The sequence below is a fragment of the Streptomyces sp. NPDC037421 genome, from assembly GCF_055602105.1.
Genome location: NZ_JBVJWV010000007.1, coordinates 94,789 through 108,297, shown reverse-complemented (window position 1 = coordinate 108,297; position 13,509 = coordinate 94,789). Strand labels below are relative to the sequence as shown.

Genomic DNA, 13,509 nt, shown 5'->3' with positions numbered 1-13,509 from the left:
GGGTGGCGTCAGCCGTTGCGGGGGCCGGGGAAGGCCGACTGGCGGGCGGCCTGGACCTCCTCGCGGACGGGCTGCGGGGGCACCGAGCGCGCCGCCGGGATCGTGGGCAGCGGGCCCAGCGTCCGGGTCGTGGTGCCCTCGGCCAGCGGCTCCGCGGCCTCGGCGGCCTGCGCGCGGCGTGCGCCGTAGCGGCGGTGCACGGCCTGCTTGGTGACGCCGAGCGCCGAGCCGACGGCGTCCCAGGAGAAGCCGAGGGAGCGGTCGAAGTCCACCGCGGCGGTGACCAGCGTCTCGACGCTGTCCCTCAGTTCCTGGGCGAGCCGGACGGTGGGGGCGGGGGCCCTGCCGTAGACGACGAAGCCCGTGGAGGGCCCGGAGCGGCGCGGGCGGTACACGTTGCCGAGCTGGGCCGTGAGCGTACGCAGTGCGTCCACCTGTCGGCGAACCCGCTCGATGTCCCGCACCAGGAGGTGCAGGCTGGCCCGTGCTTGGGCGTCATGGGTGGCGTGGTCGGCCATGGAGAAGCCTCTCGAACCGGTGCTGGAGAGCGGATCGGGCCGCAGACACCGTCTTGATCGCGGCCCGTTTCGGTCAATCTCTCTTGACCAACGCGCCACCGGGCGCCCAGGTCACGCACTGGGGGCGTGTCGGCATATGCGAGAGGCGCGCGTGTGTGCGTACGCCCCCCGATACCGCAGGTGGGCCGGGGTGGGCGTCCCATAGACTGGTGTGCTGCTGACAGCCGAGATAGCGAGGTAGGACCCAGTGAAGCTGGTCTTCGCAGGCACCCCCGAGGTCGCCGTACCCGCCCTGGACGCCCTGATCGCCTCCGGGCGCCACGAGGTCGCCGCCGTCGTCACCCGGCCCGACGCCCCCGCGGGGCGCGGCCGCCGGCTGGTCGCCAGCCCCGTCGCCGAGCGCGCGCAGGAGGCGGGGATCGAGGTCCTCAAGCCGGCCCGGCCCCGCGACGAGGAGTTCCAGGCCCGGCTGCGGGAGATCGCCCCGGACTGCTGCCCCGTCGTCGCGTACGGGGCGCTGATCCCCAAGAGCGCGCTCGACATCCCCCGCCACGGATGGGTCAACCTGCACTTCTCGCTGCTGCCGTCCTGGCGCGGCGCCGCCCCCGTGCAGCACTCGATCATGGCGGGCGACCAGGTCACCGGTGCCTCCACCTTCCGCATCGAGGAGGGTCTCGACACCGGCCCGGTCTTCGGGGTCCTCACCGAGGAGATCCGCCCGACCGACACCAGCGGCGACCTGCTGACCCGCCTGGCCTTCGCCGGGTCCGGACTGCTGTCCGCGACCATGGACGGGATCGAGGACGGCAGCCTGCGCGCCATGGTGCAGCCCGCCGACGGGGTCTCCCTCGCGCCGAAGATCACCGTCGAGGACGCCCGCGTCGACTGGAACGCCCCCGCGCTGCGCGCCGACCGCGTGGTGCGCGGCTGCACCCCGGCCCCGGGCGCCTGGACCGTCTTCCGCGGCGAGCGCCTCAAGCTGATCTCCCTCGGGCTGGTCCCCGACCGCACGGACCTCGCCCCGGGCGTGCTGGCCCCGGCCAAGAACAACGTCTTCGTGGGCACCGGCTCGCACGCCGTCGAGCTGCTCTGGGTGCAGCCGCAGGGCAAGAAGCCGATGAAGGGCGCCGACTGGGCCCGCGGGGTGCGCATCGCTCCCGGCGAGCGCCTGGGCGCCGCCGACGTAGGCTGATCCCGAGCCGCCCCCACGCAACCGCACCTCGTAACTCCGGAGCACCTTTCACGTGAGCGAACAGCCCCGTCGTCGTCCCGCCCCCAAGACGGGCGCCGGCAAGCAGGCCAAGCCCTACCGCCGGCCGCAGAAGGACCCCGTCCGGATGCTGGCCTTCGAGGCGCTGCGGGCGGTGGACGAGCGCGACGCGTACGCGAACCTCGTCCTGCCCCCGCTGCTGAAGAAGGCCCGGCAGGACGAGCGGTTCCAGGCGCGGGACGCGGCCCTGGCGACCGAGCTGGTCTACGGGACGCTGCGCCGGCAGGGCACGTACGACGCGGTCATCGCCGCCTGCGTGGACCGGCCGCTGCGCGAGGTGGACCCGCCGGTCCTGGACGTGCTCTCGCTCGGCGCGCACCAGCTCCTGGGCACCCGCATCCCCACCCACGCGGCGGTGTCCGCCAGCGTGGAGCTGGCCCGCGTGGTGCTCGGCGACGGGCGGGCGAAGTTCGTCAACGCCGTGCTGCGCAAGATCGCCGCGCACGACCTGGACGGCTGGCTGGAGCGGGTCGCGCCGCCGTACGAGGAGGACGCCGAGGAGCACCTTGCGGTGTACCACTCGCACCCCCGCTGGGTGGTCAGCGCCCTGTGGGACGCGCTGGGCGGCGGCCGCGCCGGCATCGAGGACCTGCTGGAGGCCGACAACGAGCGGCCCGAGGTGACGCTGGTGGCCCGTCCCGGCCGGTCCACGCCCGAGGAGCTGGTCGAGGCGCTCGGCGAGGAGTCGGCGCTGCCGGGCCGCTGGTCCCCCTACGCCGTCCGGATGGCCGAGGGCGGTGAGCCGGGTGCGCTGGAGGCGGTCCGCGAGGGCCGCGCCGGTGTGCAGGACGAGGGCAGCCAGCTGGTGGCCATGGCCCTGGCGGCGGTGCCGGTCGAGGGCCGCGACGAGCGGTGGCTGGACGGCTGCGCGGGCCCGGGCGGCAAGGCGGCGCTGCTGGGCGCGCTGGCGGCGCGGCGCGGGGCCTTCCTGCTGGCCTCGGAGAAGCAGCCGCACCGGGCGCGCCTGGTCGAGAAGGCGCTGTCCGGCAACCCGGGCCCGTACCAGGTCATCGCGGCCGACGGCACCCGTCCGGCGTGGCTGCCGGGCTCCTTCGACCGGGTCCTGATGGACGTCCCCTGCTCCGGCCTGGGAGCGCTGCGGCGCCGTCCGGAGGCCCGCTGGCGGCGTCGCCCGGAGGACCTGGAGGGCTTCGCGCCGCTCCAGCGGGCGCTGCTGCGCGAGGCGCTGGCCGCGGTGCGCGTGGGCGGTGTCGTGGGCTACGCGACCTGCTCCCCGCACCTGGCGGAGACCCGGGTGGTCGTCGAGGACGTGCTCAAGGGCCGGGGCGCGGGCAACCTCCCGGTGGCGGCCGAACTGGTCGACGCCCGCCCGTACATGGAGGGCGTGCCGGCGCTGGGCGACGGCCCGGACGTCCAGCTGTGGCCGCACCTGCACGGTACGGACGCCATGTACCTGGCCCTGCTGCGCCGCACGGCCTGAGGTCCCGGCCGGCGGCGTGCCGGCGCGGTCGGCCGGGTGGCCGTGTCCAGGGCGGTGGTGCGCGGGCCGGTGCAAGTCACCGCGCCGTCGGCCACCACAGCGCCGGGATCGAGGATCCGGTGGCCGTCCAGGCCCCGGACGTTCGCCGGAGCCGTCTTCACGCGGTCCTCCAGGGAGCCGTGGGGTCGGTCATTGCCCCGCGGAGCGCCGGCCGCGGACCGGCGACAGCAGGATCGGCAGGAACGAGAGCGCCACGACCGCCGCGCCCGTCCAGAGGGCGCCGCGCAGGCCGATGAGCTCGGCGAGCAGGCCCGAGGCCGCGGAGCCCAGGGCGATGGCGCCGGTGAGCATGAACCGGAAGGTGGCGTTCATGCGGCCGAGGAGCGGGTCCGGGGTCAGGTGCTGGCGCAGGCTGACGCCGAGGACGTTGCCGGAGCCGACGGTCACCGTGGACACCAGCCAGCCCGCCCCGGCCACCCACAGCCAGGGCCCGCGGTCCGCCGCCGGGACCAGCAGGGCCGCCGGGGCCAGGCTCACGGTCAGGGCGCGGCCGTAGCCGGCCCGGGCCGCGAAGGGCCGGGCCAGCCGGGCTCCGCACAGCAGCCCCACCCCGCCGGCGGCCCAGAACAGGCCGAGTGCCGCGGCGGACAGGCCCAGCTCGCTGACGAAGAGCACCGGCAGCATGGCGTTGATCACGGAGCCGCCCAGGTTGATCATGCTCGCCGTCAGCGCGAGGGCGCGCAGCTCCGGGTGGCCCAGTACGTGCCTCAGCCCCTCCGAGACCTGGGTGCGCAGCCGGGTCCGCCCGGCGGCGGGCGGCTTCGGGACCGGCCGGACGGCCAGCATCCGCAGGGCCGAGCCGAGGTGGCCGAGGGCGGCGCAGGCGAGGGCGACGGGGGCCGTCAGGAAGGCGATCAGGGCACCGCCCGCGCCCCGCCCGGCGATGTTCGCGACGGCCATCAGGGTCACCATGGCGGCGTTCGCCCGGACCAGGCCGTCCCGGCCGACGAGCCGGGGCAGCACGCTCTGGGAGCCGACCTCCCCGAACACGGCGGCGCAGCCGGTGAGGAGGACGACGGCGTACAGCTGGGGCAGGGTGAGCAGGTCCAGCCACCAGGCGAGCGGCAGGGAGCCGACGAGGGCGGCCCGGGAGAGGTCGGCGGCGATCAGGACCCGGCGGGTGCGCATGCGGTCCACCCAGGCGCCGGCCGGGAGGCCGATGAGCAGGAAGGCGGCGGTGGACAGGGCCGCGAGGGCGCCGACCTGGGCGGGGCCCGCGTCGAGGGCGGTCAGGGCGAGCAGCGGGACGGCGATGTAGCCGGTGTTGGCGGCGAACTGGCTCAGGGTCGCGGCGCCGAACAGGGCGCGGAAGTCGGGGTTGCGCCAGGGACTTGCTCCGGGCGGGGGAGCGGTGGGGGTACCGGTGGGGGTGCCAGCGGGGGTGGCGATTGTCATGTACGTAACGTTGGTCGCACTTCACCGCGAAGGACAAGCGAGTATCCGTGTCATGATCAATTAAGCTCTGCTACGAAAACCCCGAGTTCCGGGGCCGTGGCCGGAAGTGCCCGCAGGCATGGCAGGCTTGGGGGCATGGCCGTTCAGATCAATCCCAGCATCCTGTCCGCCGACTTCGCCCGTCTCGCCGAGGAGGCGAAGGCCGTCGAGGGGGCCGACTGGCTGCATGTCGACGTCATGGACAACCACTTCGTCCCGAACCTCACCCTCGGCGTGCCGGTCGTGGAGTCCCTCAGCCGGGCCACGGACATCCCGCTGGACCTGCACCTGATGATCGAGGACCCGGACCGCTGGGCGCCGCAGTACGTGGAGGCCGGGGCCGGATCGGTCACCTTCCACGCCGAGGCCGCCGCGGCCCCGGTGCGCCTCGCGCGGGAGATCCGGGCCAAGGGTGCCCGGGCGGCCATGGCCCTCAAGCCCGGCACCCCGATCGAGCAGTACGAGGACATCCTCCCCGAGCTCGACATGGTGCTGATCATGACGGTCGAGCCCGGCTTCGGGGGCCAGTCCTTCCTGGACATCATGCTGCCCAAGGTCCGCCGGACCCGGGAGCTGATCGCCAAGCACGGGCTGGACCTCTGGCTCCAGGTGGACGGCGGGGTCTCGGCCACGACGATCGAGCGGGTGGCCGAGGCCGGCGCCGACGTCTTCGTGGCCGGCAGCGCGGTCTACGGGGCGGTCGATCCGGCCGCCGCGGTCCGTACTCTGCGCGACCAGGCGGGCGCGGCGATCGCCGCCGCGCCCTGGGCCTGCGACCACTGAGGCGGGCGCCAGAGGACGGCTCGGTGAACGGAAGCCGTCCAGGCTGATCAATGGCCGTTGGATCTGACAGGATGAACGGCGAGTCGAGAGTGTGAACACGACAGTGTGAACAGCAGTGAGGAGAGCGCGGTGTCTGCAATGTCGGCGGGACGGTCAGCCCTGCGGATGGGACCCGCGGAGCTGGTGCAGGCGGCGGCCATGGCGCGCCGCTTCTACCTGGAGGGCAAGTCCAAGATCCAGATCGCCGAGGAGTTCGGCGTGAGCCGCTTCAAGGTGGCCCGGGTCCTGGAGACCGCCCTCGAACGGGACCTCGTCCGCATCGAGATCCGGGTACCGGCGGAACTGGACGCGGAGCGCTCCGACGCGCTCCGCGCCCGGTACGGGCTGCGGCACGCCGTCGTGGTGGAGTCGCCCGCCGACGCGAGCGAGGACGCCCCGGACCCGGAGAACCTCGGAGCGGTCGCGGCCGACCTGCTCGGCGAACTGGTCAACGAGGGCGACGTGCTCGGGCTGGCGTGGGGGCGGTCGACCATCCACATGGCCGCCTCCCTGCACCGGCTGCCGCCGTGTACCGTCGTCCAGCTGACCGGCGTGTACGACGCCGGGACCGCCGAGCGCGGCTCCGTGGAGGCCGTACGCCGGGCCGCGCAGGTCTCCGGCGGGGACGCGCACCCCATCTACGCCCCGATGCTGCTCCCGGACCCGGCGACCGCGGCCGCGCTGCGCAGCCAGACCGGGATCGCGCGGGCCTTCGAGTACTTCGACAAGGTCACCGTCGCCGCCGTGTCCATCGGCTCCTGGGAGCCGGGGATCTCGACCGTCCACGACATGCTGACCGACGAGGAGCGGGCGCACTACGCCTCGCTCGGCGTCGCGGCCGAGATGTCCGCCCACCTCTTCGACAAGGAGGGCCGCCGGGTCGGCCGGGACCTGGGCGAGCGCTGCATCACCGTCGAGGCCGACCGGCTGCGCCGGATCCCCGAGGTCGTGGCGATCGCGGGCGGGCTGCGCAAGGCCTCGGCGATCGGCGCGGTGCTCCGCTCCGGGCTGGTGACCAGCCTCGTCACGGACACGGCGGTGGCCGACTACCTGCTGACCGAGTCCGAGCCCGGGCTGCGGCCGGCGCTGGACCGGGCCGACCCGGACGACTGACGGGGCCCCGGCCCGCGCTCCGGACCCTCCCCGTGGAGGCCCCCCGGCGGCGCACGGGGCGAACGGTGCTGCAATCGAGACCGCGAGAGTGGTCGCGGAGCGCCCTCGCGGGCGCATACTGGATCCAATGACCAAATCAGCAGTACCTCGCCGTCATTTGCCGTCCAGCCCGTTCAGGGCGCCCGTGGAGCCGCCGGTCAGGCGGTTCGACGTGGGCGACCGGGTCAGCCACGACCAGCACGGCCTCGGCCGTGTCGTCGGTGTCGAGGAAGGGGCCGTTCTCGTCGACTTCGGTTCCGTACAAATGCGCGTCCTGAGTCCCTACGGGAAGATGTCCGTGCTCTGACGCCGCCGGGCGATTCGCCACCGAATTGGATATTTGACACGATCAGGGCATGATCCTCAGGAACGTGCCCCGGTCGTTGTCGCGCGTGCTCGGGGCCCTGTTCCTGTGCGCCGCGCTGACCGCCGCCCTCGCGGGCTGCGGCGGCGGGGCCGCCCCGGCGCGTCCGTCGTCCGCCGCGAGCACCACCGCGGCCGCTCCGGCCTGGGCGAAGGGCATGCCCACCGTACGGGCCGACGCGCTGCCCCCGCAGGCGCGCGAGGTGCTCGCCCTGATCGACAGGGGCGGGCCGTACCCGTACCGGCAGGACGGGACCGTCTTCGGGAACTTCGAGAAGGCCCTGCCGAAGCAGAAGCGCGGCTACTACCACGAGTTCACCGTGAAGACTCCGGGCGAGCGTGACCGCGGGGCCCGGCGGATCGTGACGGGCGGGGGCGGGGAGTTCTACTACACGGACGACCACTACGAGACCTTCAAGGCGGTTCTGCGATGACCCTCGACCCGCAGCCGCTCGCCCCCGCCCTGGCCACCGCCGGGGAAGCCGGCTGGAGCGTCGTACGGCTGGACCTGGACGGCGTACGCAGCAAGGCGGCGCTGATGCGGCGGTGCGCGCGGGCCCTGCGGGCGCCGGAGTGGTTCGGCGGGAACTGGGACGCGCTGGCCGACGTGCTGGCCGACCTGTCCTGGCTGCCCGATGCCCCCGGACGGCTGCTGGCGGTGACCTCGTGGCGCGGCTACGCGGCCGAGCGGCCGGAGGACTGGGACACCCTCACGGAGGTACTGGAGGGGGCGGCGGACTTCTGGCGGGAGCAGCGGGAGCGCGACGGGGCGCCCCCGCTGACGGTACTGCTCTCCGCCTAGGTCCTGTCCGGGCGATCTTCGTGGATCAGGCCGCGGGGTCTGGTGCGGTGCATCGCAAGGCGGAGGAGCGCAGCTCGTACTCGGCCGTACTCGTGCGCTCCGACAACGCGGCGAGGTGCCGTGCCGGACGTCGCGGGCCCGCGAAGATCGCCCGGCCAGGGCCTAGCCCTGGCCCTACCCCTTGCCCGGCCTGAACAGCTGGTCCTCGACCGCGCGGAGGTCGAGGTTCCAGTACGTCACCTTGGGGCTGCCGCCGACGTTGAGGTCGCCGGTCCGGGCGGCCAGGCCCAGTTCGAGCCACGCCGATTCCCTGTTGCTGCCCAGCGCGCGGTCCTGGTAGCCGATGGACAGCGCCGTGACGGCGACCGTCCGCTCGCCCCCGCGGAAGAGGTACGCGCCCGCGTACGCCTTCTCCTTCGGCCCGATCGTGGCGACCGCCCGCGGCGCGGAGCCCATCGGGGCGAGCGGGCCCTCGATGACCGTGCCGAAGCCGACGTACGGGTAGTGGTAGAGGGTGCAGGGCTTGTCGCTGATGTTGGTGGCCGTGATCAGGAGGTTCTGCCCCGAGTCCTGCCGCCAGAGCGACGGGGTGATCGAGAGGTCGTTGTCGGTGCAGGCCGCGGCGGCGGGCTTGCCGCTCCCGGCCGGGGAGGCGGAGCCGCTCGGCGAGGGGCTCGCCTTGCCGCCTCCGGGCGTGCTCGCGGAGGCGGACGGGCCCGCGCTCGGGGAAGCGCTCGCACCGGGGGAGGCGGGGGCGGACGCGGTCGGGGAGGCGGACGCGGTCGGGTTCTTGCCGTCGTCCTTGCCGGAGTCGCAGGCGGTGGAGGTGAGGAGCGCGGCGACGGCCGCCGCTCCCAGGGCGTAGGTCTGCCATCTGTTGCGGGCGGTGCTCATGGTGGGCCCCCGTGTGCTTCGCATGGGTCGAGAGGTGTTGCCGACCTCCCGGTCATGCCCCCCGCGAAAGCCCCGGAGCCCCTCCACCGGCGCTCTGTTGCCGACTCATGACAGGACGTCACCGTTCCGCCCAAGTGGCCGTGGCACGTCCGGTTGGGGGCCGGCCCGGACCGGCCCCCGACCGGGTGTCACTCCGCCTCGGCCGCCTGCGGCTGCCAGGGCGGGGTCTGGCCCCAGGACCAGACCGGGATCTTCGCCGCGTCCACCGGCGGCGGGTTCGGGCCCGAGTAGATCAGGGCCATCCGGGTGCCCCACTCGATGTAGTAGACGAACACCGCCCGGAACTCCGGGTCCGTCGGGAGGCCTGCCTCGTCGGCCGTGTCCAGCAGCAGGTCCACCCAGCGGCGGCGCTGTTCCTCGGTGATGCCGCGCCCCAGGTGCTTGGTGGCCATGTGCTGGTGGCCGCCGTGGTGCGCCGAGTAGTCGGCCGGGCCGCCGAAGACCTCCGCCAGCCAGACCGCGACGTGCTGGGGGTGTTCCGAGTCCATGCCCGCGAAGACCGGGGCCAGGATCTCGTCGCGCAGCGCATGGGCGTAGAAGGCGTCGGTGAGCCTCTTCAGGGCCTGTGCCCCGCCCATCCACTCGTAGATCGTGGGCGTCGTGCTCATGACTGTCCGGCGGCCTTTCCCGGACCCGCCACGCCGGTGACGGAGTAGTGCTGCATCTCCTCGATGTTCGTCACGTACGGGCGGATCGCGCTGAAGAACGCCGGGAAGTGCTCACCCTTGCGGAAGCCGTTCAGGTGGGCGTCGACCGAGGTCCAGCGGATGCGGAGGATGTACCGCTCGGTGTCGTCCGTGTTGTGGGCCAGCTCGTAGTCGATGCACTCGGGCGACGCGGCCAGGGCTTCGGCGGCCCTCGCGTACGCGTCCTCGAACGCCTGCTGGTCCTGCGAGGCGATCCGGTAGCGGATGTACTCGACGGTGGTGGTCATGGGTTGCGTGCCTCTCCCTGGGGTCAGGTCGTCCCGGCTACCTTTCCGGGATCATGCGTACCCGGACAGGTTTTCCGTCACTCGGACCCAGACTTCTGGATGTCCGGGCCCTGGGCGCGCACCTGCCGCACCTTGTCGAGGGAGTCCCGCAGCTCGGCGAGCCAGGCGTCGGCGTTGTCGCCGACGAGGCGCACGCACCACGCCAGGGCGTCCGCCCGGCTGCGCGCCACGCCGCCGGCCACCAGGGTGTCGAGCACCTGGCGCTCGGACTGGCGCAGCCGGGTCATGACGGGGACGGCGAGGTGGGTGAAGAGGACCGTCTCCTCACCCGACTTCACGCCCCAGGCGACCTTGCGGCGGTAGAGCTCCTCCGCCTCGCGGGCCACCTCGACGCGCTGCTCGCGGGTGCGCTCGCGGAACTCCTTGACCGACTCGGACGCCGGGGCCTTGCCGACGACCGTGATCTCCTCCCGGTCGACGGTGACCGAGACGAGTGACTCGTAGACGTCCACCGGCAGGCGCTCGGCGAACCACGCGCGGAGCTTTTCGCTCTGTTCGGCTGTAATCATGTAATCAACGTTGCATCCGCTCTCCTCGTGATCGCAAGGGGCAGGGCGTTCGCTCTCAGCCCATCGAGCGGTAGCGGTGGATCAGGGAGACCGCCATCGCGCCCTCGCCCACGCCCGAGGCGACCCGCTTGACCGAGTGGGCGCGCACGTCGCCCGCCGCGAAGACGCCGGGGACGCTGGTCTCCAGCGGGTACGGGGCGCGCTCCAGGCTCCACTCCGCCGGGAGTTCGCCGCCGTTGGCGATCAGGTCGGAGCCCGTGAGGACGAAGCCGTACTCGTCCCGCTCCACCACCCCGGCCAGCCAGTCCGTGTGCGGGCGGGCACCGATGAAGGTGAACATGAACCGCGCCGGCACCTCGCGGTCCTCGCCCGTGTCGGCGTCGTGCAGTGTGATCCGTTCCAGGTGCTCCCCGCCGTGCAGGGCGGTGACGGTGGTGCGGACCTCCACCTCGATGTTGGGCGTGCGGTCGATCTCGTCGATCAGGTAGCGGGACATGCTCGCGTCCAGGGAGGCCGCGCGCACCAGGATCGTCACCCTGGCCGCGTACTTGGCGAAGTGGACCGCCGCCTGCCCGGCCGAGTTGGCGCCGCCCACGATGAACACGTGCTGGGAGATGCAGGCCGAGCTCTCCGTGGTCGCCGCGCCGTAGTAGAGCCCGGCGCCCTCGAAGCGGTCCGCGCCGGGCGCGTCGAGGCGGTTGTACGAGACCCCGGTCGCCAGCAGCACCGTCTCCGCGCTGATCTCCGTACCGTCCGCCAGGGTCAGGATCTTCGCCGGGTCGTCCCGGGTCAGGGAGACCACCTCGACCGGGTGCAGGATCTCGGCGCCGAACCGGGAGGCCTGGATGGTGGCCCGGCGGGTCAGGTCCCCGCCGGAGAGGCCCGAGGGGAAGCCCAGGTAGTTCTCGATCAGGCTGGAGGTGCCGGCCTGGCCGCCGGGGGCGCGGGAGTCCAGCATCAGCGTGGACAGGCCCTCGGAGGCCGAGTACACCCCGGCGGCGAGCCCGGCCGGGCCGGCGCCGACGATGACGCACTCGTAGTGCGGGCGGGAGGCGGTGGTGGCCAGGCCCAGCCGCTGGGCGAGTTCGGTGTCCGTCGGGGCGGCCAGCACCGAGCCGTCCGGGAAGCGGACCAGCGGGAGCGCCGCGTCGGCCTGCGCGGCGGCGATCACCGTCAGCGCCTCGGGGTCCCGCTCGACGTTCAGGAAGCGGAACGGCTGCCCGTTGCGGGTGAAGAAGTCCCGGACGGCGTGGGTGCCGGGGGAGACCAGGTGGCCCGCGACGATGATCCCGTCGTAGGCCGGCCGGTAGGTGGCCAGCCAGTCGGACAGCAGGTCGTCCAGCACCGGGAAGAGCCGCTCGTGCGGCGGGTCCCAGGGCTTGAGCAGGTAGTAGTCCAGCCGTACCCGGTTGATGGCGGTGATGGCCGCGTCCGTCTCCGCGTACGCCGTCAGCAGGACCCGGCGGGCGTCCGGGAAGCGGCTGACCGCCTCCAGCAGGAACTCCACCCCGGTGACGTCGGGCATCCGCTGGTCGACGAGGAACAGTGCGGGGTCGTGGCCGCGCTCGTCGAGGGAGTCCAGGATCTTCAGCGCGTCGGCGGCCGAGGAGGCGCCGAGCACCCGGTAGCGGTCGCCGTAGGCACTGCGCAGGTCACGGCGGACGGCCCGCAGCACCTGCGGGTCGTCGTCCACGGCCAGGATGACGGGCTTGCGGCTCTCGGCGCGCTCGGCGGCGCCCGCGGCGGTGGCCGTGGCGGTCGTCCTCGCCGTGGCGGCCGTCGTGGCGGGGGCGGCGGCGCCCTCCGGTGCCGCGCTCACGCCGGGTCCAGCATCAGCTGGTCGGCGTAGCACCAGGCCCAGTCCTCGCCGGGCTCGTGCGAGGCCGCGATCGGGTGGGTGGTCGCCCTGTAGTGCCGGGTGGCGTGGCGGTTCTTCGACGAGTCGCAGCACCCGACGTGTCCGCAGCTCAGGCACATCCGCAGGTGCACCCAGCCGTCACCGAGCCGCAGGCACTCCTCGCAGCCCTCCGCGGATGGCTTCACCGGACGTATCTGGTCGATGTGTGTGCACAACAACTCCATCGTCATCGTCCCCGTCCCTCTCCTCGCGCACTCGTACGCCCCGTCGCGCCCGTCCATCACGGCGCGTCCAGACCATAAATCGGGGAACCCGAAACGGTTCACCGATCCGGCCGAGGTCAGGAAGTCCGGCGGGTACTTCCTGACCTCGGCGGGCGACTAGGTGAGGTGGTGCCACGACCTTGCCCGCTACCTCACGAAGTCGCCTTCACGCGCTTTGACGAGGGCCCCGGGCGCACGCAGTGTGGGGGACGCAAACGACAACAGGCGGCGCCTGGAGGAATCTGTGAGCAGAAAGATTCTGGTCATTGTCTCCGAACACGGCTACTGGTCCGAGGAACTGATCGGGCCCGTTTCCAAGTTCGACGAGCGGGGCTACGAGATCGTATTCGCCACACCGACCGGAAAGCGCGCGCACGCACTTCCGCCGAGCCTCGACGCGAACTACGTCGACCCCCCGCTGGGCCGCTCGGTGACCACCGAGGAGAACGCCCGGCTGGGCCGCGAGTTCGAGCAGTCGAACCGGCTCGACTCACCCCTCGACATCGAGGCGTGGGTCCCCGAACGCCCGTACACGAGCGACGAGGGATACCTGCGCAAGCTGGAGCAGTACCACCGGGACCTGGACAAGATCGACGCCGACATCGCGGAGTACGACGCGATCCTCATCGTCGGCGGCAGCGGTCCGATCGCCGACCTCGCCAACAACGAGCGGGTGCACGCCCTGATCCTGGCCTTCAAGAAGGCCGGCAAGGTCGTCGCCGCCGAGTGCTACGGCGTCGCCTGCCTGGCCTTCGCCCGGGACTGGGACGACCGCAGGAGCATCATCTGGGGCAAGCACGTCACCGGCCACTGCAAGGAGTACGACTACAAGGACGGCACCGGATTCCTCGGCACCGACTTCAACATGGGCCCGCCCCCGTATCCGCTGGAGTACATCCTGCGCGATGCGACCGGCCCGCGCGGCGCCTATCACGGGAATTTTGGCCACCCCCTTTCGGTGATAGTCGACTATCCCTTCGTGACCGGCCGCTCCACCCCCGACTCGTACCTCACGGGGCAGAAGATAGTGGAAGTCCTGGAGGACGGTCTCACCCGCTACGGGTGGTAG

At 72.9% G+C, this 13,509-nt stretch carries 16 protein-coding genes; 8 read left to right on the top strand and 8 right to left on the bottom strand.

The genetic code is table 11. The annotated features are described in order from the left end of the window. Positions 1–8: 8 nt before the first annotated feature. Complete coding sequence (locus ACZ7IF_RS13260) at positions 9–518, bottom strand: hypothetical protein (RefSeq protein WP_470968571.1); 510 nt, start codon at positions 516–518, stop codon at positions 9–11. 247 nt (positions 519–765) lie between these two features. Between ACZ7IF_RS13260 and fmt the strand changes: the two genes are divergently transcribed. Next, the gene (fmt, locus tag ACZ7IF_RS13255) at positions 766–1,710 is read left to right on the top strand and encodes a methionyl-tRNA formyltransferase (RefSeq protein ID WP_470968567.1); all 945 of its coding nucleotides are present in this window, start codon (positions 766–768) and stop codon (positions 1,708–1,710) included. Positions 1,711–1,762: 52 nt separating this feature from the next. After that, entirely contained in the window at positions 1,763–3,229 is a 1,467-nt protein-coding gene (locus ACZ7IF_RS13250) for an RsmB/NOP family class I SAM-dependent RNA methyltransferase (RefSeq protein WP_470968563.1), read from the top strand. A gap of 189 nt (positions 3,230–3,418) precedes the next feature. Here ACZ7IF_RS13250 and ACZ7IF_RS13245 read toward each other — a convergent pair whose 3' ends face one another. Further along, complete coding sequence (locus ACZ7IF_RS13245) at positions 3,419–4,684, bottom strand: MFS transporter (protein WP_470968559.1); 1,266 nt, start codon at positions 4,682–4,684, stop codon at positions 3,419–3,421. Positions 4,685–4,819: 135 nt separating this feature from the next. On the opposite strand from ACZ7IF_RS13245, the gene rpe reads away from it, so the two are divergent. The 5 genes from rpe to ACZ7IF_RS13220 all read left to right on the top strand — a co-directional run bounded on the left by rpe (position 4,820) and on the right by ACZ7IF_RS13220 (position 7,862). Further along, complete coding sequence (gene rpe, locus ACZ7IF_RS13240) at positions 4,820–5,506, top strand: ribulose-phosphate 3-epimerase (protein WP_007263012.1); 687 nt, start codon at positions 4,820–4,822, stop codon at positions 5,504–5,506. Positions 5,507–5,644: 138 nt separating this feature from the next. Then, the gene (locus ACZ7IF_RS13235) at positions 5,645–6,658 is read left to right on the top strand and encodes a sugar-binding transcriptional regulator (protein WP_042800630.1); all 1,014 of its coding nucleotides are present in this window, start codon (positions 5,645–5,647) and stop codon (positions 6,656–6,658) included. A 127-nt stretch (positions 6,659–6,785) separates the two neighbouring features. Next, positions 6,786–7,004, top strand: coding sequence for a hypothetical protein (locus tag ACZ7IF_RS13230; RefSeq protein WP_470968555.1), 219 nt, complete (start codon positions 6,786–6,788; stop codon positions 7,002–7,004). A gap of 49 nt (positions 7,005–7,053) precedes the next feature. Then, positions 7,054–7,494, top strand: coding sequence for a guanyl-specific ribonuclease (locus ACZ7IF_RS13225; protein ID WP_470968550.1), 441 nt, complete (start codon positions 7,054–7,056; stop codon positions 7,492–7,494). Further along, on the top strand, positions 7,491–7,862 hold the full coding sequence (locus tag ACZ7IF_RS13220) for a barstar family protein (RefSeq protein ID WP_470968546.1): 372 nt from the start codon (positions 7,491–7,493) through the stop codon (positions 7,860–7,862). The genes ACZ7IF_RS13225 and ACZ7IF_RS13220 overlap by 4 nt, the downstream gene beginning before the upstream one ends. A gap of 174 nt (positions 7,863–8,036) precedes the next feature. On the opposite strand, the gene ACZ7IF_RS13215 is transcribed toward ACZ7IF_RS13220, so the two are convergent. From ACZ7IF_RS13215 to ACZ7IF_RS13190, 6 genes are all read right to left on the bottom strand, one after another. Continuing rightward, positions 8,037–8,756, bottom strand: a complete 720-nt coding sequence (locus ACZ7IF_RS13215) for a DUF4232 domain-containing protein (RefSeq protein ID WP_470968542.1) — start codon at positions 8,754–8,756, stop codon at positions 8,037–8,039. A 188-nt stretch (positions 8,757–8,944) separates the two neighbouring features. Next, positions 8,945–9,424 carry a group II truncated hemoglobin gene (locus ACZ7IF_RS13210; RefSeq protein WP_470968539.1) on the bottom strand — a complete coding sequence of 160 codons (480 nt, stop codon included), beginning with the start codon at positions 9,422–9,424 and terminating at the stop codon, positions 8,945–8,947. Next, complete coding sequence (locus ACZ7IF_RS13205; protein ID WP_470968537.1) at positions 9,421–9,750, bottom strand: putative quinol monooxygenase; 330 nt, start codon at positions 9,748–9,750, stop codon at positions 9,421–9,423. The genes ACZ7IF_RS13210 and ACZ7IF_RS13205 overlap by 4 nt, the downstream gene beginning before the upstream one ends. Positions 9,751–9,827: 77 nt before the next feature. Beyond that, positions 9,828–10,319 (bottom strand): hypothetical protein, encoded by a 492-nt coding sequence (locus ACZ7IF_RS13200; protein WP_470968533.1) that lies wholly within the window; start codon positions 10,317–10,319, stop codon positions 9,828–9,830. A 55-nt stretch (positions 10,320–10,374) separates the two neighbouring features. Next, entirely contained in the window at positions 10,375–12,018 is a 1,644-nt protein-coding gene (locus ACZ7IF_RS13195; RefSeq protein WP_470969310.1) for an FAD-dependent oxidoreductase, read from the bottom strand. A gap of 116 nt (positions 12,019–12,134) precedes the next feature. After that, positions 12,135–12,401 carry a UBP-type zinc finger domain-containing protein gene (locus ACZ7IF_RS13190; RefSeq protein WP_470969306.1) on the bottom strand — a complete coding sequence of 89 codons (267 nt, stop codon included), beginning with the start codon at positions 12,399–12,401 and terminating at the stop codon, positions 12,135–12,137. Positions 12,402–12,684: 283 nt separating this feature from the next. Here ACZ7IF_RS13190 and ACZ7IF_RS13185 point away from each other — a divergent pair, with 283 nt between their 5' ends. Then, positions 12,685–13,509, top strand: coding sequence for a type 1 glutamine amidotransferase domain-containing protein (locus ACZ7IF_RS13185; protein ID WP_470968530.1), 825 nt, complete (start codon positions 12,685–12,687; stop codon positions 13,507–13,509).